Raw genomic sequence first — 22,417 nt, 5'->3', positions numbered from 1 at the left:
ATTAAAATAGTTGAGTTGCCCAATTCCAAAACTTGGAAATCGGGTTTGGTTGATCGCTTTGGACTGACTTATTGGAGCCAATATTGACCATTTTGGCTGTTTCCGTTATCTTCTCTTCCTTTGCCGGAGGCGTTGGAGCCGTCGGGGTAGGAGTAGAAGTAGGGATGCTCGGTGCTGCTATAGGGTCAAATTTCGGGGCTTCTTCGCTAAGGGCTCCCGTATGATGTGCTACGGCAGAATCTTCGCTCGCATGGCGCATACGGCGGTTGACATCGATTTCGTATGGGGTATAACCATCCGCCATATATTTGATCAATCCGACAGCACCGGAGTACGAAGGATCTCTTAGGGTATCGAAAAGTCCGCCCACATCGGTCGGCTTGGCAAGGCGAACCGGCATGTTGTCTAAAATAGCAACGGCGAGTTCGCGAAGTCCTTCGATTTTGGTAAATCCGCCTGTGAGGACGACACCCGCACCCATGTGCTCTTTGAGACCGCTTTTCTCAATCGATTGGGCGATAATCATCAATGTCTCTTCGACACGTGCATAGATAACGTTGTGAACCACTTCGAGAGAGACTTCGTGGGTTGATGTTTCGTCTCCGATAACCGGAAGTTCGATCAAATCATTGCTCGGTGCATAGAGTGAACCGTAGTTGATTTTGACATTGTCCGCCGTATGAAGCGGTGTGTGCAATGCCATAGAGAGATCGTTGGTGATGTGGTTTGAGCCGACACCGAGGAAATCGTTGTAACGGATCGCATGTCCGGAGTGGATAACGATGTTACTTGTGTTCCCCCCCATATCGACAACGGCGGCTCCGAGCTCTTTTTCGTCGGCATTAAGAACGGCGATAGCGGAAGCATAACCGCTGAGCACAACACTTTCGACTTCAACGCCGGCCGCTTTGACCGCTTTGCGAAGATTGTTGAGATTGCTTTTTTGGGTCGTGATGATGTGCGTTTCGACTTCGAGGCGAGACGCATTCATTCCGAGGGGATCTTCGATGAAATCCTGATCGTCCACTTTGAAGTTATACGGAAGGGCATGGAGTACTTCAAATTCATTCGGAATATTCGCGTTATACAAAGAGGTATGCATAACACGCTGAATCTCATTGAGGGTAATCTCTTTGTTCGGTATGTTAACGATACCGCTAGAATTTAGACTTTTGGTGTATGCGCCGGAGATAGTGACGATAGCACTTCGAAGTTCGGTTCCTGCAACCCGCTTGGCATCGTTAAGAGCACTTTTGATCGATTTGGATGCAAGCTCTATGTTGGTGATGCTCCCTTTGCGAAGCCCTTGTGCTTTTGAGATACCGGCTCCGATTATTTGTGCGTTGTTGTCATCATCGATTTCCGCGATGAGCGCACAAACTTTGGTTGAGCCGATATCAATGGCTAAAACGGTTCGTTTCAAATCAAATCCCCTCTACATAGATTTCAACCGGATATTTGCTCTCAAGTGTTTTAATCAACCCTTGATCCAACAGATTCCCTTTGAGCTTCAGCACGGCATTTCCATCCGCTAATGTTTTATCTTGAAGCAACTTTTGTTCCAAAACGTTATACATAATAACATTTCCGCTCTCTAAAGTGATAAAACCTTGTTTTTGTTTGGAGGCAAACAATTTGCTTAAAAACTCTGCCCCCTCAGGAGCACTCAAACCCGCTATTTTGGCATTATCTTTGCGGGTTAAAAAGTCGGTAGCCGTGCCGCTGAATGTTTTATAACTGTTTTGGGCTAACTCTTGAAGTTTGGTTTTTTTGGCTTCGCTCATATAAAGGGCGATAACATCTGTTTTAGCTTCTTCGTAGGTTTTGGCACGTGCAGGGCTCATTTTGTCTAATTTTACGATGATGTAATCATTTCCGACTTTACGAGGTTTTAGGAACGGTTTTTGATCGTTCAGACTCATGATCTCTTTGGTAAGCTCAGGTTCAAATGGAGAAGCTTCCGCCGTAACGGTCGCTTTTTGCGCGGTCACTCCTGATTTGAGAGCTCCTTTTTTATAGTCGATGTAGAGGCGAAGCGATTCTTTTTCGGTTGCTTTGTCATTCAGTGCCGCAAGGATTGTGCCTTGTGCATCATTTAGACTTAACACTTTTCCGCTTGCGTCTTTGAGCATTTGACGATTGGTATCGTAATAGTCGCTAATCTCTTTGGCTGAAGGTGTTGTGCTAAGAGGTTTTTGGCTCACATAGCTCACCTCATAGCTTGGAGAGGTTTTGAATTTTTGTTGGTTCTTTTCCCAGAGTGCTTTGAGCTCGGTTTCAGTCGGGGTGAGTGAAATCATACTCGGGGAGAGAATTTTATAGCTGATCTTGTCGGCTACCCCTAAAGCATTGAGCATGGCTTTTTCTTCAATCGGTTTAGCCCCTGATGACAAGAGAAAAAGGGTTTTTTGGATCAAGAGCTCTTTTTTCATCGACTCTTCATACTCTTTGATGCTGAGGTGACTTTGTTTCAATGTTTCAGCGTAGATAGTTTTATCAAAGGTTCCATCTTTGGCAAAAGCAGGTTGTGATTTGATGACGTTCCATAACTCTTCATCGGTAATGATCATTCCGTAGCTGTTGGCGAGGTTCAAAACCAAAGCTTGATTGACGAGTTGGCGAAGCGCTTGGCGTTGCAGTCCGAATTGCTGTGCTTGTTTCTCGTCAAATTTTCCTTGGAAAAGCTGATTGTATTGGTTAAAAAGGTTAGAGTAGCTTTTTTGCAGTTCGGCGGAAGTGATCGAGATACTTCCTACTTTAGCGACGGCTCCCGCTTTGTCTCCATAGTTATATTGTCCCCATCCGACGAATCCGGCTCCGATAAAAGCGATGGTGGAGATCCAGATTGTGATGACCAAGTATTTCCGATGGCGCTGCATCCAAGTAATCATATTAAACGATCCTGTTGTAAAATTCAGATATTCTATTCACATTAGCATTAAACTTCGATGAAAATAGATCACGACTAACAGATGTTATCATAAAATAATGCAAATTTAGAGGTATTTCATGAACAATTTAGAGATGGCAACGAGAGATTTGAATGTTTTGTGGCATCCGTGCACCCAAATGAAAGATCATGAGACGATACCTCTTATCCCCATCGCCAAAGCCGAAGGGGTCTATTTGGAAGATTTTGAGGGGAATCGGACGATTGATGCGATCAGCAGTTGGTGGGTCAATCTTTTCGGGCATTGCAACCCCTATATCAACCAAAAGATCAAAGAGCAATTAGAGACGCTGGAACATGTTATTTTGGCAGGATTTACCCATGAGGGGATCGTGAGACTCTCCGAGCGGTTAGTGGCACTTGCACCACAGGGGCTAACACGCTGTTTTTATGCCGATAACGGCTCCAGTGCGATAGAAGTGACACTGAAAATGTCGTATCACTCACATAAAAACAGCGGAAAAGAGAAGGGGCTGTTTGTCTCTTTGAGCGAGAGTTATCACGGTGAAACACTGGGGGCGCTTTCGGTGGGTGATGTGGCACTCTATAAAGAGACCTATGAGCCGCTTTTGATTCGATCGATCCAAACTCCCTCTCCTCGTGATCAAAGTGTGGAGGCGGCATTGGAAGCGGCACACTTATTTGAAACATTACTCCAAGAACGCAGTGATGAGATTGCGGCGTTGATCGTGGAACCGTTGGTGCAAGGGGCAGGGGGGATGCGAATGTATCATCCTCGCTTTTTGAGCGAAGCTAAACGGTTGTGCGAAGAGTACGGAGTTCATTTTATCGCCGATGAAATTTTGGTCGGGTTCGGTCGGACGGGTAGTATGTTTGCATGTGAGCAGGCAAATATAACACCTGACTTTTTGGTTCTTTCCAAAGGGCTTACGGGCGGCTATTTGCCGCTCTCCGTCGTACTAACAACCGAGAAGGTGTACGGGTCATTTTATTGCGATTATAATCCTATCCGCTCTTTTTTGCACTCACACAGTTATACGGGCAATGCGCTTGCCTGTGCGGCGGCAAACGCGACGCTCGATATTTTCGAATCGGAAAACACCATTGAGAATAACCGCAAAACCATTTCCCTCATCGCCCAAGAACTAAAACGTTTTGAGTCAGTGCCGAGGGTCAAAGAGGTACGTCAATGCGGGATGATCGCGGCAATCGAGCTGGAAGGGTTTGAGCCGACGGATCGGATCGGGCTGAAAATCCATCAGCACTGTATGACGCAAGGGGTTTTAATTCGCCCTCTGGGAAGCGTCATTTATGTGATGACCCCCTATGTGATTACCCCCGAGGAACTTACAAAAGTTTTTGATGCGATTATGTCGGCATTAAAAAGTATTTAAAGGTGTTATTAGTGCGCTTAGGCTATCATAAGGGCTATTAAACTCAAAGGTACGTACGTGCAAGAAACTCCCCATATCCCCGTTTTGTACCGAGAAGTGATCGAAGCGTTTTCTCCGTGTCAAGAGGGGATCGTTATCGATTGTACGATGGGATACGGCGGGCACTCTTCCCTTTTGTTGGAAAATAACACAGCGTTATCGCTTATCGGAATCGATCAAGACCCTACCGCCATCGCTTTTTCGACTAAACGGTTAGAGCCGTTCGGAAAGCGTGTCGAAATCCGTCGCGGACGTTTTTCAGAGGTGGCTAACGAAGCGCTTTGTGAATACGGGGATAAAATATGCGGCATTTTAGCCGATATAGGGGTGTCATCACTGCAACTCGATCAGCGTGAGAGGGGATTTTCATACGAGAGCGATACCCTCGATATGAGGATGAATCCCGATGCACCGCTGAGTGCGTACGAGGTGGTCAATGAGTACTCACAGAGTGCTCTAGAGAGCATTTTACGAGAATACGGCGAAGTGACCAATGCTCGCAAAGTGGCGGAGACGATGGTACAACGTCGCCCGTTCGCGTCGGCAAAAGAGCTTTCCAACGCCATTTTTCATCTGATGCCGAAGGGGAAAAAGATCCACCCCTCGACACTGGTGATGCAGGCGATTCGGATCGAAGTAAACGATGAACTGGGTGAGTTGACACGCCTTCTCGATGCGATCGAGAACTCTACGCTCAAAAAGCTTCGGGTTGCGATTATCACGTTTCACTCCCTCGAAGATCGGATTGTAAAAAACCGCTTTTCCAAATGGGGCAAAAACTGTATTTGTCCCGATGATGCGATGCGCTGTACCTGCGGAAATGACAATGCAATCGGCAAGGTGATTACCAAAAAACCGCTGATTGCCCAAGATGATGAACTTCGTGCCAACTCACGAAGCCGAAGTGCGAAATTACGAATATTTGAGATACGAAGAGATTGATACCCTATGAGCGATAAACTCGATATTTTAGAAGAGACACAGCATATCATCAGCCCTGATGACTCGATGGGTCCCCTCTTTTTGCGCAATGTTTTTGTCGGGATCTTTTTGGTGCTCGTCGTCGTATTCCCCAAAATCTTTATCAATACCCAAATCTATTTTAAAAGCCGCGACATCTCAACCCTCAGCCATGAGCATGATGCCCTTTTGGAAGAAAACCGCCTCATCAAAGCAAAAGTTGAGTCATTGAAATATAAAAACCAAGTGTTGGATACGCTCTTCTAATAGTTAAGTTCACTCTATATTCATCTTTATACTTTAATATCATTTTTTTGATCAGACCTTTTTTACTCCCCTAAGAATTGTGGTGGTATAATCTCCGACTTAAAATGATCCTATGCAGAGTCAGTGTATAATCGCTCATTTAAGAAGCCATACGTTCCAAAATCTTTAGAAATGAGTTTGTATGAGTCGTATTTTCATATTTCTACTCGTTGGGGTGTTCACCCTTTTGGATGCGGCGGCATGGAGAGAATCGAAAAGCTTTGTCCTCAAAAAAGATGAGATCGTCAAAATCCTCGTTAAAAGCGAGGGGCAAGAACGTCTGCTCAATTTTCGATGGACCCTTTATACGGATAAGGCTTTGGTGGTGCATGAGAGTTTTGATCGGTTTGTCGGACAGCATGTTTTGGTTGTCGGGCATACGAATCAAAGTTTTCGTAAAGTCCTCTTGAGCGCGGATCGAAGCCAAAAAGATGTCCCGTACGCCTTGGTGGTTTTTAAAAAATTTGATGATGGCAACAAAACAGCGCAAATGGATTTTTTCTTGATCGATAAAGAGAATCGGATTGTGTTGGATTATTTAACGAAGAAGTGATGATAGGTATGTTGGAAACTGTAGAAACTCTTATTGCAAAACTGATCGATGAGGTCGATTATCCTCATGCCGCAGAACTTTTTAAAAAACTCTCCGGCGGCAAACGGCTCCGCGCCCGTCTGGTTTTGACGATTGCCCCGAATGAGCCTACCGCACCGCTATTGGGAGCGATTGTCGAGTTGATCCACGCGGCGAGCTTGCTCCATGATGACGTGATCGACGAAGCGCAGTTGCGTCGCGGCGTTCCGTCCGTCAATGCGACCGAGGGTTCTAAAATCGCAATCATGCTCGGCGATATTCTCTACTCCAAAGCGTTTAGCGAACTTACCTCTTTTGATCCGCGAATCGCCCGCTCCGTCGCCGAATCGGTCACTCGCCTCTCGGTCGGGGAGATGATGGATGTAGGGATGGCGGAGAGTTTCAATACGGATCGTGATCTGTACCTCAAAATGCTCTATCTCAAAACCGCGACCCTGATCGAAGCGTGTGCCTACAGTGCCGCGATTTTGGCGGGGAAAGACGAACAAGCTTACGCGACGTACGGCAAAAATCTGGGATTGGCGTTCCAGATCGTAGATGACATTCTCGACATCACCGCCGATGAAGCGACACTGGGCAAACCCTCTTTGAACGATTTTTCGGAGGGGAAAGTGACATTGCCGTATATCGATCTGTATGATCGATTGGATGAACCCCTCAAAGAGCGTTTGGTAAAATTCCATGCGCAGGTGTTGGATGAGGATGAGAAGCAATGGATCCGTTCACAAATGGATGCGTTCAATATTATCGAACACTCCTACTCTCATGCCAGAGCGCTGTGCGATGAAGCGATCGGTGCGATCGGCGATGATGCCGCGTTACGCTCCATCGTCGAATCTGTGATCAAAAGAAGTCACTGATGCATTATCTGATTGTCAGCTTTTCACACAAAAACTCGACGCTGGGGATACGCGAGAAGCTCGCATTCGTGGATGAGACGGCACAGCTCAACGCCATGAAACATTTAAACGCCTCACCGTGTATCAGCGAATCGATGATCCTCTCTACCTGTAACCGTGTCGAAGTTTTTTGCAGTTGCAGTGATACCGAATCGGCGAAAGAAGAGCTGTTTTTTCTTCTGACAAGACATTCGGGGCTAAGTCATACGGAACTCTATTCCCGTGCCGATATTTTCGATGATGAGGGGGGAATACATCACCTCTTTAGTGTTGCTAGTTCGCTCGATTCAATGGTAGTCGGGGAGACGCAGATTTCAGGACAGCTTAAAGACGCGTTCAAACTCTCCCAAGAGAATGGCTATTCGGCGCAAAAAATTGCCCGTGCTATGAACTACGCGTTTAAATGTGCCGCCGAGGTACGTAACGCAACCAATATCTCCTCTAAACCCGTATCGGTTGCGAGTGTAGCGATAGCGAAGGTCAAAGAGTCGGTAGGAGATGTCAGTGGTAAAAAAGCGCTCGTAATCGGTTCGGGGGAGATGTCGGTGATTACCTGCAAGCATCTCACTGCCCAAGGGGTCGATGTTACGGTGATGAACCGAACGTTTGAGAAAGCTGAAGCGATAGCGCGTGAGTGTAACGCACGGGTACGTTCATTCGAAGAGATCGCCTATGCGATCAACGAAAACGAGCTCCTTTTTACCGCAACAGGTTCTTTAAGCCCGATCATCACCGATGATATGATCAAACCGACGACCTATGATCGATATTGGTTTGATATGGCGGTTCCCCGAGACATCGAATGCGATGCGGCTCTCTGGTCGATTAAATTGTTTTATGTCGATGATCTCAAAGAGATCGTTTCGGAAAACATCGCACTGCGTGAAGATGAAGCGAAACTCTCGTATGTGATTATTCGCCGACATGTCACCCTCTTTTTCGAATGGCTCAAAACCCTCTCGGTTGAGCCGTTGATCAAAAATATGTACCTCAGAGCTTCCGATGCGGCTTATCAAGAGGCGTCACGTGTTATCCATAACGGCTATATCTCCAAAGAGTATGAAGAAGCGGTCCATAAAGCTACCCTTCAGGCGATCAAGCGGTTTTTACACCCGTTTGCCGAGCGGATGCGAGACGGTTCCGATCCGATGCGTGTGGATGCTCTGATCGAATCGATGAGTTTTTTAATGAACGAAGAGGAGGGGTCTGATCTCTCTCAAAATTCGTGTATCTATTACCCTAAAGGACAATAATGCGTTTTAGTAAAGCCTATATCCCAACCACCAAAGAAGCTCCGAAAGATGCTCAGCTTCCGAGCCATATCTATCTTTCTCGTGCAGGATTTGTGACGCAGGTAGCGGCAGGATTGTATAACTTTTTACCGTTGGGCAAACGGGTATTGCGTAAAATTGAAAACATTATCAATGAAGAGATGGAAAACAGCGGTGCTCAAGAGGTTGATCTTAGTTTCGTAACCCCTGCGGAGCTGTGGCAAGAGAGCGGACGGATCGAGAAATTCGGTAAAGAGCTTCTCCGTTTTCGAGACCGCAAAGATAATCTTTTCGTCCTCGGACCGACCCATGAAGAGATGATGGTAAACATCGTCCGTAACCGTGTTACGAGCTATAAACAGCTCCCGATTAATCTCTATCAGATCAAAACCAAGTTTCGTGATGAAGCGCGTCCCCGTTTCGGTTTGATGCGCGGACGCGAGTTTGTCATGAAAGACGGTTACAGCTTTCACTCCAGCACCGAAGATTTGGATCGTGAATTCGATGCGATGGAAGCGGCGTATAAACGGATTTTGGAGCGTTTGGGTCTGGAGTTTCGTATCGTTGAAGCTGACAGCGGTGCGATCGGCGGTACGGGTTCAAAAGAGCTGATGGTTCTTGCCGGAAGCGGTGAAGATACCCTCGCGGTATGTGATACGTGCGAATACGGTGCGAATGTCGAAGCGGCGCGTCGTGCACCGCGCAGTGAAATTCCTGCCGCCCCTGAAGCCGATTTTGCCCGTTTTAAAACACCAAACATTAAATCTATCGAAGATTTGAGCAATTTCTTCCATGTCGATCCGTACTATACCCTCAAAGCGGTCGTTCAGCGTGCGGTCTATATCGAGGGGAGCGAATTGGTCTGCTTCTTTATCCGAGGATGCGATGAGCTCCAAGAGGTTAAAGCGCGCAACAGTATCGGAGCGATCGATTTAGTCGATGCGACGGAAGCGGAGTTGATCGAAATCGGTCTTGTTCCGGGATTTATCGGGCCGTTGGATCAAGACAAAATCCGTATCGTGATGGATAACGATACGAAGGGTGCAACGTCTATGATTTGCGGCGCGAACGAAGCTGACTACCATTTCGTCGGTGTCGATCTCTCGGTGATGAACGAAGAGCATTTCGCCGATCTCGTCAGCGTTCAAGAGGGGGACGGATGCCCTCATTGCGGCGGTAAAATCCTCCATACCAAAGGGATCGAAGTCGGGCATATCTTCAAACTCGGAACGGTCTATTCCGCACCGCTCAAAGCGGAGTTTTTGGATGAAAACGGTCGAAGCCAGCCGTTTATCATGGGGACGTACGGGATGGGGGTGAGCCGTTTGGTTGCCGCCGTGATCGAACAGCACCACGATGAAAAAGGGTGTATCTGGACTCCTACAACGGCTCCGTATATGGTCAATGTCATGGTCTCTAACATCAAAGAAGAGAGCCACATGGCGTATGCCGAAGAGCTTTATACCTCTTTGCAAAAGAGTGGGATCGAAGCGATGTTGGATGATCGTAAAGAGCGTTTCGGATTTAAAATGTCGGATGCAGAATTGATCGGATTCCCGTACACGGTTATCGTCGGGAAAGAACTCGATAACGGTTCGGTTCAAATCATGGTGCGCTCATCCGGTGATATGATTACGGTCGCACCATCCGAAGTGTTGAATACTATCAAGGGACTGATCAAATGATCTATTTTCTGATCTATCTTTTTTTGGAAGTGACTCTAACCATAGAGATTGCTTCTAAAATCGGAGGATTAGCTACCTTTTTGGAGATTGTCGGAAGTGCTTTTTTGGGTATCTTTATTCTGATGAATTTTCGCCATGCGCTGAGTGAGAACCTTGATGCCCTCCGTACGCGCCAAATCGATATGCAGGGGTTTTCAAATCGTAATATTTCGGGACTGTTGGGGGCTATCCTCCTGATTCTCCCCGGATTTTTATGTGACATTATCGGAATCTTGATGCAGTTTTCACTTCTGGTAACACTGATCATTAACCGTTTTACGAGAAAATATCCTACTGAAAATAATCACACTTACACCACACGAAAGGATGACCATGTTATTGATGCCGAAATTATCGACGATACTCGCTCTCTCCGCTAGCCTTATGGCGGCAACTGATGCGGAAGTAGTTTCTTTTTTAAAAAAAGGGATCGGAGGTAATCCGAATATCTCGAATTTGCGTGTTGAAGTGAACGGGAAAAAAAATCTCCCCGCTATGAGTGGATGGCAAGCCTATTTTATGAGTATTGAAGCCGATGTCAAACAGGGAAATGATAGCCGTCACATTAATCAAAACGGAACGTATTTTGTCAACGGTAACGTAATCGCCCCTGAACTCATCAACGTAAAAACCGGTGAGCGCTATAACGATACGGTTGCACCTGATTTTAACAATGCGTTTTATACCAAAAATAATCTGATCAGCGGAGAAGCGAATGCTCTCCACAAAGTAGCGATTTTCTCCGATCCGCTCTGTCCGTTCTGTCGTCGTTATGTCCCTGAAGCATTATCGTATATGGCGAAATACCCTAAAACATTTGCCGTCTATTATTATCATCTTCCACTTGCGGGACTGCACCCTGCGGCGGTAACTTTGACGAAAGCGGCGATTGCAGCCGAGCAAAACGGCACCAATAACACTATTTTAAGTCTCTACAAAGTGGATATTAATGCGAGTGAACGAGATGAACAAAAAATTCTGAATGCGTTTAACAAAACATTCGGAACGAAGATTGATAAAGATGACATCCGACGCTCTTCTGTGGTGAAACAGTTTGACTTTGACCAAAAAGTGGCAAGTTCAATGATGGTAGCCGGTACACCTACGGTCTTTTTCAACGGTCAAAAAGATGCGTCAAAAAATAAATATAAAGAGATCAAGGTTAAGTAATCCATGAAAAAACTCACCATTGCAACACGCGGAAGCAAACTCGCCCTTTGGCAATCCAATCATATCAAATCGGTTATTGAATCGAATTTTAGCGATGTTGAAGTGGAACTCAAAATTATTATCACTTCGGGTGACAAGATTTTGGACGTTCCATTGGCTAAAATCGGGGGGAAAGGGTTGTTTCTAAAAGAGATTGAGGAATCGATGCTTCGCGGTGAAGCGCAGATGGCGGTTCACTCCCTCAAAGATGTTCCGACCGTTATGCCTGAGGGGCTGTTGCTCTCAGCAATCACGTTACGCGAAGATGTCCGAGATGCAATGTTGAGTGAAAAATATCCCGATATTAAGTCCCTTCCTCAGGGTGCGGTTGTGGGAACCTCGTCGCTTCGCCGTCGTATGCAGCTGGTAAAAGAGCGCCCCGATTTGGTGATCAAAGATTTGCGAGGTAATGTCGATACCCGAATTCGAAAACTCAAAGAGGGGGAGTTTGACGCGATTATCCTTGCAGCAGCCGGAATCAACCGTTTGGGCTTCCGTGATTTGGTAGAATATTTTTATCCGATCTCTTTGGATGAGATGCTCCCCGCTATGGGGCAGGGGGCTTTGGGAATCGAGACGGTGAATGAGCCGTGGGTATTGGAAATCGCCAAGTTTTTAGAAGATGAAAATAGCCGCATTGAAACCTCGATTGAACGCGGGTTTGTTGATACGCTGCAAGGGGGATGTCAAGTTCCTATCGGTGTGAGTGCCCGTGTTCAAGATAATGGGGAAGTGGTCGTTCGATCAACTCTGGGGATGCCTGATGGAAGCGAAGTGATGGGAGAGACAGTTATCGTCTCAAAAGATCAGACCGAAGGTGTCGGTGAAGCGATGGCTGCACGTTTGATTGAAAAAGGTGCGATGGAGTTGTTACAACGTGCCGAAGCTATGGCAAATAAGGGTTAAGCTGTGACATTGCAAAAAACGATTGATTTACTCCAAAGCAAAGGGGAGCTTCGCATTATCGAAACCCCACTGGATATTAAACTCGAAATTCCCCATTTAGCGTATGCCGAAGTCAAAAAACACGATGGGGGAAAAGCGCTCTTGTTTACCCATCCGGTAGATAAAGAGAGCGGTAAAAAATTCGATATGCCTGTTGTTATGAACCTGTTTGGTTCATACCGCCGTACGGAGCTTCTTTTCGGTCGAGAAGTCGAAGGGGTGGCGAGTGAAATCGAAAAACTTCTCCACATGAAACCGCCGCAAGGGTTCAAAGAGAAAATCGGAATGCTCGGCGATCTGTTTGCAATGAAAGATATTTTCCCTAAAAAAATTCCGAAACGGGGAAGTTGTCAAGAGATCGTTAAACAAGGCGACGAGGTAAATCTGTATGATTTGCCGATTTTGACGACGTGGGAAGAGGACGGCGGACCGTTTATCACGATGGGGCAGGTTTATACCCAAAGTTTGAATGGGGAAGTGGTCAATCTTGGGATGTACCGTCTACAGGTATATGACAAGAATCATCTGGGGATGCACTGGCAGATTCATAAAGACTCTTCCCACTTTTTTGATCAGTACCAACGAGAAGGGAAAAAAATGCCCGTCACCATCGCGATCGGCGGTGATCCTCTCTACACGTGGTGTGCTACGGCTCCGCTTCCTTATGGGGTGAATGAATTATTGTTGTACGGTTTGATTAAAAAAGAGTCTCCGAAACTCGTCGAGTCTCTCACTACACCGCTTTATATCCCTGAAGATGTCGATTTTGTCATCGAGGGGTGGGTAGATACCGCAAAATTGCGTGAAGAGGGACCGTTTGGAGATCATACGGGGTATTACACCCTTAAAGAGTTCTATCCGGAACTTGAAGTAAGCGCGATTACCCACCGTAAAGATCCCTACTATTTGGCAACGGTTGTCGGAAAACCGCCGTTGGAAGACAAATATATGGGATGGGCGACTGAACGGATATTTTTGCCGTTACTCAAAACCAACGCCGCCGATTTGATCGATTATCATATGCCGGAAAACGGCGTTTTTCATAATCTGATTTTAGCCAAAATGAAGCCTCTCTACAAAGGGCATGCCAAACAGTTCATGCATATTTTTTGGGGTTCGGGACAGATGAGTTTTGTCAAACATGCCCTCTTTTTCGGCGAAGATGCTCCGAAACTCAACAACTATGAGGCATTGGTGACTTATGCGCTTAACCGCTTTTTACCGAAATGTCTTTTTATCTCCGAGGGAATTACCGACGCGCTGGATCACTCAAGTCCTGAAAGCTTGGTAGGAGGAAAACTGGGGATCGATTTTACCGCGTCGTATTCCCCTATCGCCCCTGCATCTATTGATAGTTCGGTTTTATTAGAGCAATTGCGTGCGCTAATACCGGACATTACGGGCGCAACACAATATATGCGTCATACTGCCAACCCGATAACCGTTATCAGTGTTAAGAAAACGGGTGCGTTGAAAAAGAAGTTTAGTGCATTGGAAGCATTAAGCTCATTTTTACGAATCGTTATTTTCGTCGATGAAGAAAAAAATGATATTCATAACCCTTACATGCTGGTATGGCGTGTTACGAACAATATCGATGCCGCCCGAGATATTTACCGCTCTGAATCGATCGTAGCGATCGACGGTACTACCAAAACGTCGTTGGACGGATTTGAACGTGAGTGGCCGGGGGATGTAGAGTGTACCCCTTCAGTCGTAGAGAAGCTTAAATCTTTAGATTTATGGGATTTAGATCCAAAGTTAGAAAAAAAGTATCAACTATAGAGTGTTATTTTCCCTCTTTTTGGGTAAGTAGCATTAAGCAATTTATTATAATTACTAATGTAGTATTAATCAATTAGATAAAATAGGGAATAAAATCCGATGCGCACCTTTTATGCTACCGTAGCGATAACACTTTTAGCCGGTTCAACACTCCTTAATGCGGCAACGTACAAAGGGCAAAAAATTTATATTGAGACTTGTAAAGAGTGTCATGGCGGTGGGCAAGCATTAGCCGGCGCTAAAAAACAGCGTGCTTGGGAAAAATTGATGGATAATAACGGTGAAAAGCTGGCTCAAATCCATTTAAACTCGAAAAAAGCGGAAGCATCATGGAATTACTTCAAAGACCGTAGCTTCACAAAAGGTGCAAGACATTTGGAAGATTTTTTGGTGGAATATGCATCCGATAGCGGTAACGTACCTGCCTGTAATTAAACTTTCTTTCTCACCCCTGAGGGGATGATTTTCTTCTAAACCAAACTTCGCTAAAATCCCCCAACTAATTAATATTCGGAGATACCATGGAAAAGATGTGGTCGGGACGTTTCACACAGGATGCGTCAACCTTATTGGAAAAATTTAACGCATCAATCATGTTTGATCAGAAACTCTATCGTGAAGATATTGAAGGTTCCGTTGCACATGCCAAAATGTTGGCGCATCAAGGGATTCTAACCCATGAAGAGGCACAATTAATCGAATCGGGGATGGCTCAGGTTTTGAGCGAAATCGAGTCGGGTGTATTTGAGTGGAAAATCGGAGATGAAGATCTTCATATGGCGATTGAAAAACGGCTAACTCACATTATCGGTGAAGCAGGTAAAAAACTCCATACGGCGCGCAGCCGTAACGATCAGGTTGCCCTTGATTTCCGCCGATATGTACTCCGAAAAAACCGTGAAATAGTCGATCAAATTAAAGCACTTATGAGTGCTATCGTCGATATATCTCGTGATCATACGACAACGCTTCTTCCGGGGATGACCCATTTGCAGCATGCACAGCCGATTAACTTTGCATTCCATCTCCTTGCCTATGCCTCTATGTTTAAACGCGATTGCGAGCGTTTTGAGAGCTCTGCGGTGCGTAACAACATCTCACCGATCGGATGCGCCGCACTGGCGGGTACTCCGCACAATATCAACCGCGAAATGACGGCGAAAGAGCTTGGTTTTGATTCGGTGAGTATCAACTGTCTCGACACGGTGAGTGATCGCGATTTTGCTTTGGAAATTTTGTTTAATATTTCGACGCTAATGATGCATATCTCCCGTTTGGCCGAAGAGATTATCCTCTGGTCGAGCTATGAGTTCCGTTTTGTGGAACTTTCCGATCAGTATTCAACCGGTTCATCGATTATGCCGCAAAAGAAAAATCCCGATGTCCCTGAGCTTCTTCGCGGTAAAACGGGGCGTGTTTTCGGTAATCTGATGGGGCTTTTGACCGTCATGAAAGGGTTACCGTTAGCCTACAACAAAGACACCCAAGAGGACAAAGAGGGGGTATTTGACAGTGTGGAAACCGCTGAAATCTCTCTCGAAATTCTCCGTGAAGCCCTTAAAACGATGACGATCAAGCCTCAAAACATGGCACGTGCCTGCAAACTCGGGCATCTGAGTGCGACTGATTTGGCGGACTATTTGGTAGAACATTGCGACGTTCCGTTTCGTGAAGCACACCACATCACGGGACGAGCTGTTGCTCGTGCCGAAGTTTTGGGGATTGATTTGAGTGATATTGAATATTCTGAACTTCATGCCATTGATAGCCGTATTAAAGAAGATGTCCTTGGCTTTTTGGCGATTGAACACTCTATGAATGCTCGTGTATCCCAAGGGGGAACGGCGGAAGTGCGTACTTTGGAGCAAATCATCTATTTTGACCATTATCTGAAGGATGTCAAATGAAAATAGTCGTCTCACATCAGGATGCGATGCGCTTTGAAGCAAAAACCGAAAAGAGCAGCTTCATTATCGATTGTCCTCAAATCTCTCCGATTGAGTATTTTTTAAGCGGTATTATCACGTGCAGTGCGACCGATGTAGTGATGCTTCCAAAGCAGCAAGGATTTGATGTTACAAACCTAGAAGTAAGTGGTGAAGTAGTCCGTAACGAATCGGCTCCCAAAAAATTTAATTCTTTGCATCTTGAATACCGTTTTAATTCGAATGCGGATGATACACTCGCGGCACGTTGGGTCATGGCAAGTTTGGAAACCTATTGTTCAACGATCAATACGATCCGAGATACGACGGCAATTACTTATACAATCATCCATAACGGCAATGTGATTCGAGAAAATGAAACAATGATTAGCGGTGGCGGAAGCTCTGTCGATTTCGGTGCGTTGCAAGGGTGCAACGCGTAGCTTTCGTCATCCTGAACTTGATTCAGGATCTATTTTGGAGTTTAGATTCCGTGTCGAGCACGGAATGACGAGAGGATTAAAAAAAGTCTTTAGGATCGGCATCCGCAAAATGACCCCATTTGAGCTTCGCTCCACCGAGGATATGGAAGTGGAGATGTCCAACCTCTTGTCCTCCGTTTTCCCCTATATTGCTGATGATACGATAACCGCTCTCATCAATACCGCACGCTTTGGCAACTTCTTGCATAAATGTCGCCATTCGCCCCATCACATCTCCCGGAATATCGTTGAAACTTTGATAATGCTCTTTCGGAATTGCTAAAACGTGAACGGGAGCTTTGGGATTGATATCATGAAACGCATAAAATTCTTCGTTTTCGGCAACGGCATTGGAGGGGATTTCTTTCTTGATAATTTTGCAAAAAATGCACATTTTAAACCTCTTTTTTTATGCTATTGTAGCACATGGATGATCGCTTGAAGCTATTTATAAAAGAGATTTGACTACAATATCCCCTAAATTGAAAGCCCTTTCATAAAAGTGTAAAGATATATATTTAAAGCTTTCAGAAAATCACAATGGAGACTCTATTTTGCAAGAGTGGTATGACGCTATAAAATCGGCCGATACGATCGATAAAATCGAAGAGATCCGAATCGCTATTTTCGGAAAAAAAGGGATAATGAACGCTGAGTTCGCCCGCATGAAAGATATTCCCGATGCTGAAAAAGGGAATTTTGCCAAAGAGTTGAATATCCACAAAGAGGGATTGAACGCTTTGTTGGTAGATCGTAAACTCTTTTTGGCGATGGAGCATTTGCAGGCAACCATGAAGGCAGAAGCGATTGACGTCAGTCTTTATTCTGCTACAAGTGAGCGCGGTTCATTGCACCCTGTTATGGAGACGATGGACCGTATCGTTGAGCATTTTGTGGCGATGAATTTTTCGGTCAAAACGGGACCGATGGTGGAAGACGATTTTCACAATTTCGAAGCGCTTAACCTCCCGAAATACCATCCGGCACGCGATATGCAGGATACCTTTTATTTCAAAGACTCGATGCTTCTTCGTACCCATACCTCTCCGGTACAAATCCGTACGATGCTGAGTCAAAAGCCGCCGATTCGGATGATTGCTCCGGGGGCTGTGTTCCGTCGAGATTATGATATTACCCATACGCCTATGTTTCATCAGGTTGAAGGTCTTGTCGTTGAGGAAGCGGGGAAAGTCTCTTTTGCAAACCTCAAATTTATCCTCGAAGACTTCCTCAAAACGATGTTCGGCGATGTCAATGTCCGTTTCCGACCGAGCTTTTTCCCGTTTACAGAGCCTTCGGCCGAAGTGGACATCAGCTGTATTTTCTGCGGCGGAGAAGGGTGCCGAGTATGTTCTAAAACCGGTTGGCTCGAAGTCCTCGGATGCGGTATCGTCGATCCGAACGTCTTTAAAGCGGTCGGTTATGAGAATGTCAGCGGGTATGCGTTCGGTCTTGGGGTCGAGCGTTTTGCGATGTTGATTCACCGGATCGGTGATTTACGCTCATTGTTTGAGGGAGATACGAGATTATTGGAGCAGTTTAGATGATCGTTACAAAAAATTGGTTAAATGAGTGGATCGATCTGGACGGTATCAGTGCGGAAGAGTTGTGTAAAACGTTTAATGCGATCGGTTTAGAAGTCGATGCCCATGAAACGATCCGTGTTGCGGACGGTGTAGTTGTCGGATTTGTCGAGAAATGTGAAAAACATCCCGATGCCGATAAGCTTAACGTGTGTCAGGTAAACGTCGGAAATGAAGTACGTCAAATCGTATGCGGTGCGTCGAATGTCCGTGAGGGGATTCATATCGCATTGGCGACGGTCGGTGCGGAACTCCCCGGCGGTCTTAAAATCAAAGAGGCAAAACTTCGCGGTGTCGATTCGCACGGGATGATCTGTTCTGCCAAAGAGATCGGCTTGCCGAGCATGGGCGAGGGGATTATGATCCTTGATGCGAGTATCGGTGAATTGGTACTCGGAAAAAATCTGAACGAATACGGTGTATTTAACGACGATGTGATCGAAATCGAGCTCACCGCGAATCGCGGGGATTGTCTCAGTATTCACGGTATTGCGCGTGATTTACGTGCGGCACTCTCCCGTCCGCTGAGAGAGAGAAATACCAAAGAGACCCAAGAAAACCGTTTGGGAATCGGACGTATTTTGCAGCTTCACCACACCGAAACGTTTAATTCCGATCTGTTATTCGGTGCGGTAGAGGTTAAAGAACTTAGCGTCCCTTTTATCATCGCGCTTCGTTTAGCGATTATCGAAGGGGTGTATACGACAGCCGTTGATGCTGTTTTGCTCTATGCCACTCACAGTACAGGGGTTATTTTACGAGCCTATCCGTTTGAAAAATTCGGCGATGCTGAGAATAAAGGGGTAATTACCCTTCAAAGTGACGAAAACGGTTATGCGGCGTTGTACGGGAAAGAGAAAGTTGCCGTTATCGGTGTTTCTCAAGAAAAAGAGGCTCATTTTATCGCACAAGAGGGGTTGGCGGTGATTGAAGCGAGCTATATTGCTCCTGAAGTCATTTCTAAAAAAATGGGGGAGAAAAAAGTCCCAAGCTGTCCGCACTATTATCGTACCTCTCGCGGAAGTGAACCGACGATCAGTATCGGTATCCGATATGCGGCCGAGTTATTTGAAAAATTCTCGACCTCTCAAGTTTATGGGGGAAATATCGAGTTGACTACGACGTATGAACCTCGTCTGATCAGTATGGTGGAAGAGGAGTTTGAATCGTTTATCGGTCTTAAAATCGATAAAACCCGTATTACCCAAATTTTCAAAAACTTGGGGCTTGACATCGGCAAACCGAAGGGTTCGACATTCGCGATTTCGGTTCCGAAATTTCGCCATGATATTGTGAATAAACAAGATATTATTGAAGAGATCGTCCGTATCGTCGGAATCGATAATATCCCTTCTAAGCCTCTTGTTTTTGCCGAAGCGAACCAAATGAGCAACGATTTGGCAGAATACAAAAAAACACGTCTCTATCGCCACCGCGCAGCTCAAAGCGGCTTTTACGAGTCGGTTCATTTCGTCTTTAACGAGCGCGCACAAGTCGAAAAATACGGGTTTGTCTGTACCGATGCGGACAAAGAGCTTCTCAATCCGATCACGGCGACGTTTGATACGTTGCGCCCGACACTGTTGGTAGGACTGCTCAACTCCGCATCCGCAAACGTAAAAGTAAATCAAAAAAAGATCGCTTTGTTTGAATCTGGGATGGTTTTTGATTCCAATCGCCAAGAGAGTAAACGTATCGGATTTATCATTTCAGGTGCATTGGAGAGCGATAAAATAGCCAATGCAGGCAAACCTGCCGTGATCGATTTTGCGACATTTACCAAATTGATTGCCGATGTCGCGGGATCGTTCGAGTTGGTATCCCATACTCCGAGTCACTCATTGGCTCATCCGTATGTATGCGCCAAAGTTCTTATCAACGGTGTAAATGCAGGGGAGCTTTTCAGAGTTCATCCGCAGGTGGAAGAGGAGTTCGACCTTGCTCAGACGTTTATGTGTGAGCTTAACGTCGATGCATTGCCGTACGCTCTTATCGAAGCGCAACCGTATTCAAAATACCAAGCATCGTATCGCGATCTCAGTGTCCTCGTCTCCAAAGAGGTGACCTATGAGACGATCAAATCGGTGATCGAAAAACACGCATCGCCTCAAATCCGCCGTTTCTATCCGGTAGATCGTTATGTATCTGAGAGTTTAGGGGATCAAATGAGTTTGAGTCTCCGTTTTGTCCTCCAATCGGATGAAAAAACACTCGAAGAAGAGGATATTAACGCCGCGATGGAGTGGATCCTCAGCGGATTGCGCGATGAACTTGGGGCAGGTTTGAGATGATGTCTGCCAAGGTTTCACCCGCACACCCTTTTATCTTTAAAAGTGATGCGATTGCACCCGATAAATCGATCTCTCACCGCTGTGCGATGTTTGCACTTTTAGCGGAGGGTGAAAGTAAAATCGAGAATTTTCTCCGTGCGGAAGATACCCTTAACACCCTCAAAATCGTAGGGCATTTGGGTGCTGAAATCCATGATGACGGGAAAACGATTACTATTTCGTCTAACGGGATCAAAGAGACAGATGAAATCCTCGATTGCGGTAACTCTGGGACGGGGATGAGACTGTTTTGCGGTCTTTTGAGTTCCGCTGAGGGACATTTTGTCCTCACGGGAGATGAGTATCTCAAACGTCGTCCGATGAAGCGGGTGACACAGCCGTTACGTTCTATCGGAGCCAAGCTCGATGGACGCAATAACGGTGATCTCGCACCGCTATCGATTCGCGGTGCGTCGCTTAAAGCGTTCGATTATGTCTCTCCGATTGCTTCGGCACAGGTTAAAAGTGCGATGATGCTTGCGGCTCTTCGTTCCGATGGTGTATGTACGTTCCGTGAACCGGAACTGAGCCGTGACCACACGGAGCGTATGCTTCGCGGTATGGGTGCACGAGTCGAGATCAATGCTCTTGAGACGAAAATCTGGCCGCTAGAGAAGCCTCTTAAGCCTCTTGATATTCGTGTCCCCGCCGATCCCTCCAGTGCTTTTTTCTTTGCGGTAGCCGCAGCGATTACGCCAAATTCTTCCGCAACGATTGAAGGGGTAACCCTCAATCCTACCCGTATCGAAGCGTTCAAAGTGTTGGAACGGATGGGGGCGAAAATCACCTATACCCTCACCGATGAGCGTTATGAGCCGATCGGGACGATTCGAGTGGAACATGCCCCGCTTCATGCCGTAACGGTAGAAGAGAACATCGCATGGCTGATTGATGAATTGCCTGCTCTCTCTATTGCCATGGCGTGTGCTGAGGGGAAAAGCATTATCAAAAATGCCGAAGAGTTACGGGTCAAAGAATCCGACCGTATTAAAACAGTTGTCGATAATCTGAACCTTTGTGGGATTGCAACCGAAGAGTATCCTGATGGGTACGCGGTTGTCGGAGGAGAATTGAAATCGGCTCTCGTCAATAGTTACGGCGACCATCGTATCGCAATGAGCTTTTTGATCGCGGGTCTTAGATGTGGTATGGAAGTGGAAGATGTCGAGTGTATCAACACCTCGTTTCCGAATTTCTTTGAACTTTTGGGGATGTGTACAAAGGTCGAGAAATGAAAATCGTCCTTGCGGAGAGCTACGGCTTTTGTTTTGGGGTTAAGCGTGCGATCAAGATCGCCGAAGAGAACCGAAACTCCGCGACTTACGGCCCTTTGATCCATAATGCCAATGAGATCGATCGACTCAAAAACGACTTTAACGTTGCGTTGAGTGAGAATCTTAACTCCTTTAGAGCAGGCGATACGGCAGTAATCCGTACCCACGGTATCCCCAAGCAAGAACTCTCCACCCTCAATGAACGTCATGTCAATGTGGTAGACGCAACGTGTCCTTATGTGACCAAACCGCAGCAAATATGCGAAGAGATGTCGGCTCAGGGGTATGATATTGTCATATTCGGGGATGAAGCTCATCCTGAAATCAAGGGTGTAAAAAGCTATGCTATCGGAAATGTTTTTGTCGTAAACAGCCCCGATGAGATCGAGGGTTTACGGTTGCGTGAACGAGTAGCCACTGTCGCCCAAACCACCCGAAAGATCGAAGAATATCAGCAAATCGTCGGAAAGCTGATGGCAAAGCACAAAGAGGTGCGTGTTTTTAATACTATCTGCAACGCAACGTTCGATAATCAAGATGCGGTACGCGATTTGGCACAACAAGCTGATGTGATGATCGTTATCGGCGGTAAAAATTCCTCGAATACCAAACAGCTTCACTCCATCGCCAAAGAGTACTGCCCCGATAGTTATCATATCGAGAGTCAGGATGATTTGGATGCCGGATGGTTTAGCGGCAAACACTTTTGCGGGATCAGCGCAGGGGCTTCAACGCCTGATTGGATTATTGATGATGTTGTTGCGGCGATTGAAACGATGAGTTGCTAA

21 protein-coding genes are annotated in these 22,417 nt (G+C 46.1%); 18 read left to right on the top strand and 3 right to left on the bottom strand.

The features are described from left to right. Window position 1: 1 nt before the first annotated feature. Entirely contained in the window at window positions 2-1,423 is a 1,422-nt protein-coding gene (gene ftsA, locus VFW36_RS01275; protein WP_329657010.1) for a cell division protein FtsA, read from the bottom strand. Between the two features lies 1 nt (window position 1,424). Beyond that, window positions 1,425-2,891 carry a peptidylprolyl isomerase gene (locus VFW36_RS01270; protein WP_329657009.1) on the bottom strand — a complete coding sequence of 489 codons (1,467 nt, stop codon included), beginning with the start codon at window positions 2,889-2,891 and terminating at the stop codon, window positions 1,425-1,427. Between the two features lie 118 nt (window positions 2,892-3,009). On the opposite strand from VFW36_RS01270, the gene VFW36_RS01265 reads away from it, so the two are divergent. From VFW36_RS01265 to VFW36_RS01200, 14 genes are all read left to right on the top strand, one after another. Continuing rightward, on the top strand, window positions 3,010-4,305 hold the full coding sequence (locus VFW36_RS01265; protein ID WP_329657008.1) for an adenosylmethionine--8-amino-7-oxononanoate transaminase: 1,296 nt from the start codon (window positions 3,010-3,012) through the stop codon (window positions 4,303-4,305). Between the two features lie 57 nt (window positions 4,306-4,362). Then, window positions 4,363-5,286, top strand: coding sequence for a 16S rRNA (cytosine(1402)-N(4))-methyltransferase RsmH (gene rsmH, locus VFW36_RS01260; RefSeq protein ID WP_329657007.1), 924 nt, complete (start codon window positions 4,363-4,365; stop codon window positions 5,284-5,286). Between the two features lie 6 nt (window positions 5,287-5,292). Next, window positions 5,293-5,571 (top strand): hypothetical protein, encoded by a 279-nt coding sequence (locus VFW36_RS01255; RefSeq protein WP_329657006.1) that lies wholly within the window; start codon window positions 5,293-5,295, stop codon window positions 5,569-5,571. Between the two features lie 181 nt (window positions 5,572-5,752). Continuing rightward, on the top strand, window positions 5,753-6,163 hold the full coding sequence (locus VFW36_RS01250) for a hypothetical protein (protein WP_329657005.1): 411 nt from the start codon (window positions 5,753-5,755) through the stop codon (window positions 6,161-6,163). 11 nt (window positions 6,164-6,174) lie between these two features. Next, window positions 6,175-7,062, top strand: coding sequence for a polyprenyl synthetase family protein (locus tag VFW36_RS01245; protein WP_414720212.1), 888 nt, complete (start codon window positions 6,175-6,177; stop codon window positions 7,060-7,062). Further along, window positions 7,062-8,354: a glutamyl-tRNA reductase gene (gene hemA / locus VFW36_RS01240; RefSeq protein ID WP_329657003.1), complete on the top strand. Its 1,293-nt coding sequence runs from the start codon at window positions 7,062-7,064 to the stop codon at window positions 8,352-8,354. Before VFW36_RS01245 ends, hemA begins: the two co-directional genes overlap by 1 nt. Then, entirely contained in the window at window positions 8,354-10,057 is a 1,704-nt protein-coding gene (locus VFW36_RS01235) for a proline--tRNA ligase (protein ID WP_329657002.1), read from the top strand. The genes hemA and VFW36_RS01235 overlap by 1 nt, the downstream gene beginning before the upstream one ends. Then, window positions 10,054-10,476, top strand: a complete 423-nt coding sequence (locus VFW36_RS01230) for an FxsA family protein (protein WP_329657001.1) — start codon at window positions 10,054-10,056, stop codon at window positions 10,474-10,476. The genes VFW36_RS01235 and VFW36_RS01230 overlap by 4 nt, the downstream gene beginning before the upstream one ends. Next, window positions 10,439-11,266 (top strand): DsbA family protein, encoded by an 828-nt coding sequence (locus VFW36_RS01225; protein WP_329657000.1) that lies wholly within the window; start codon window positions 10,439-10,441, stop codon window positions 11,264-11,266. Before VFW36_RS01230 ends, VFW36_RS01225 begins: the two co-directional genes overlap by 38 nt. Before the next feature lie 3 nt (window positions 11,267-11,269). Beyond that, on the top strand, window positions 11,270-12,211 hold the full coding sequence (hemC, locus tag VFW36_RS01220; RefSeq protein WP_329656999.1) for a hydroxymethylbilane synthase: 942 nt from the start codon (window positions 11,270-11,272) through the stop codon (window positions 12,209-12,211). A 9-nt stretch (window positions 12,212-12,220) separates the two neighbouring features. Then, the gene (locus tag VFW36_RS01215; RefSeq protein ID WP_329657055.1) at window positions 12,221-14,035 is read left to right on the top strand and encodes a menaquinone biosynthesis decarboxylase; all 1,815 of its coding nucleotides are present in this window, start codon (window positions 12,221-12,223) and stop codon (window positions 14,033-14,035) included. A gap of 99 nt (window positions 14,036-14,134) precedes the next feature. Then, window positions 14,135-14,470, top strand: a complete 336-nt coding sequence (locus tag VFW36_RS01210; RefSeq protein ID WP_329656998.1) for a cytochrome C — start codon at window positions 14,135-14,137, stop codon at window positions 14,468-14,470. 86 nt (window positions 14,471-14,556) lie between these two features. Next, window positions 14,557-15,942, top strand: a complete 1,386-nt coding sequence (gene argH / locus VFW36_RS01205) for an argininosuccinate lyase (protein ID WP_329656997.1) — start codon at window positions 14,557-14,559, stop codon at window positions 15,940-15,942. Beyond that, complete coding sequence (locus VFW36_RS01200) at window positions 15,939-16,403, top strand: OsmC family protein (protein WP_329656996.1); 465 nt, start codon at window positions 15,939-15,941, stop codon at window positions 16,401-16,403. The genes argH and VFW36_RS01200 overlap by 4 nt, the downstream gene beginning before the upstream one ends. A 76-nt stretch (window positions 16,404-16,479) precedes the next feature. Here VFW36_RS01200 and VFW36_RS01195 read toward each other — a convergent pair whose 3' ends face one another. After that, a complete protein-coding gene (locus tag VFW36_RS01195) occupies window positions 16,480-16,836 on the bottom strand; it encodes a histidine triad nucleotide-binding protein (RefSeq protein ID WP_329656995.1) in 357 nt (118 codons plus the stop codon). A gap of 160 nt (window positions 16,837-16,996) precedes the next feature. Here VFW36_RS01195 and pheS point away from each other — a divergent pair, with 160 nt between their 5' ends. From pheS to VFW36_RS01175, 4 genes are read left to right on the top strand one after another with little or no spacing between them, the layout of a single operon-like run. Next, window positions 16,997-17,989 carry a phenylalanine--tRNA ligase subunit alpha gene (gene pheS, locus VFW36_RS01190; protein WP_329656994.1) on the top strand — a complete coding sequence of 331 codons (993 nt, stop codon included), beginning with the start codon at window positions 16,997-16,999 and terminating at the stop codon, window positions 17,987-17,989. Then, a complete protein-coding gene (pheT, locus tag VFW36_RS01185) occupies window positions 17,986-20,316 on the top strand; it encodes a phenylalanine--tRNA ligase subunit beta (RefSeq protein WP_329656993.1) in 2,331 nt (776 codons plus the stop codon). Before pheS ends, pheT begins: the two co-directional genes overlap by 4 nt. After that, window positions 20,313-21,590: a 3-phosphoshikimate 1-carboxyvinyltransferase gene (aroA, locus tag VFW36_RS01180; RefSeq protein WP_329656992.1), complete on the top strand. Its 1,278-nt coding sequence runs from the start codon at window positions 20,313-20,315 to the stop codon at window positions 21,588-21,590. The genes pheT and aroA overlap by 4 nt, the downstream gene beginning before the upstream one ends. Beyond that, window positions 21,587-22,417, top strand: a complete 831-nt coding sequence (locus VFW36_RS01175) for a 4-hydroxy-3-methylbut-2-enyl diphosphate reductase (RefSeq protein ID WP_329656991.1) — start codon at window positions 21,587-21,589, stop codon at window positions 22,415-22,417. The genes aroA and VFW36_RS01175 overlap by 4 nt, the downstream gene beginning before the upstream one ends.

Source organism: Sulfuricurvum sp. (assembly GCF_036279695.1).
Lineage (GTDB): Bacteria > Campylobacterota > Campylobacteria > Campylobacterales > Sulfurimonadaceae > Sulfuricurvum.
This window is presented reverse-complemented; position numbering and strand designations above follow the sequence as displayed.

Coding starts and splice junctions, on each gene's coding strand:
- VFW36_RS01270 (WP_329657009.1), bottom strand. CDS start 2,891: ATGATTACTTGGATGCAGCGCCATCGGAAATACTTGGTCATCACAATC.
- VFW36_RS01265 (WP_329657008.1), top strand. CDS start 3,010: ATGAACAATTTAGAGATGGCAACGAGAGATTTGAATGTTTTGTGGCAT.
- VFW36_RS01255 (WP_329657006.1), top strand. CDS start 5,293: ATGAGCGATAAACTCGATATTTTAGAAGAGACACAGCATATCATCAGC.
- VFW36_RS01250 (WP_329657005.1), top strand. CDS start 5,753: ATGAGTCGTATTTTCATATTTCTACTCGTTGGGGTGTTCACCCTTTTG.
- hemA (WP_329657003.1), top strand. CDS start 7,062: ATGCATTATCTGATTGTCAGCTTTTCACACAAAAACTCGACGCTGGGG.
- VFW36_RS01235 (WP_329657002.1), top strand. CDS start 8,354: ATGCGTTTTAGTAAAGCCTATATCCCAACCACCAAAGAAGCTCCGAAA.
- VFW36_RS01230 (WP_329657001.1), top strand. CDS start 10,054: ATGATCTATTTTCTGATCTATCTTTTTTTGGAAGTGACTCTAACCATA.
- VFW36_RS01225 (WP_329657000.1), top strand. CDS start 10,439: ATGCCGAAATTATCGACGATACTCGCTCTCTCCGCTAGCCTTATGGCG.
- hemC (WP_329656999.1), top strand. CDS start 11,270: ATGAAAAAACTCACCATTGCAACACGCGGAAGCAAACTCGCCCTTTGG.
- VFW36_RS01210 (WP_329656998.1), top strand. CDS start 14,135: ATGCGCACCTTTTATGCTACCGTAGCGATAACACTTTTAGCCGGTTCA.
- argH (WP_329656997.1), top strand. CDS start 14,557: ATGGAAAAGATGTGGTCGGGACGTTTCACACAGGATGCGTCAACCTTA.
- VFW36_RS01200 (WP_329656996.1), top strand. CDS start 15,939: ATGAAAATAGTCGTCTCACATCAGGATGCGATGCGCTTTGAAGCAAAA.
- VFW36_RS01195 (WP_329656995.1), bottom strand. CDS start 16,836: ATGTGCATTTTTTGCAAAATTATCAAGAAAGAAATCCCCTCCAATGCC.
- pheT (WP_329656993.1), top strand. CDS start 17,986: ATGATCGTTACAAAAAATTGGTTAAATGAGTGGATCGATCTGGACGGT.
- aroA (WP_329656992.1), top strand. CDS start 20,313: ATGATGTCTGCCAAGGTTTCACCCGCACACCCTTTTATCTTTAAAAGT.
- VFW36_RS01175 (WP_329656991.1), top strand. CDS start 21,587: ATGAAAATCGTCCTTGCGGAGAGCTACGGCTTTTGTTTTGGGGTTAAG.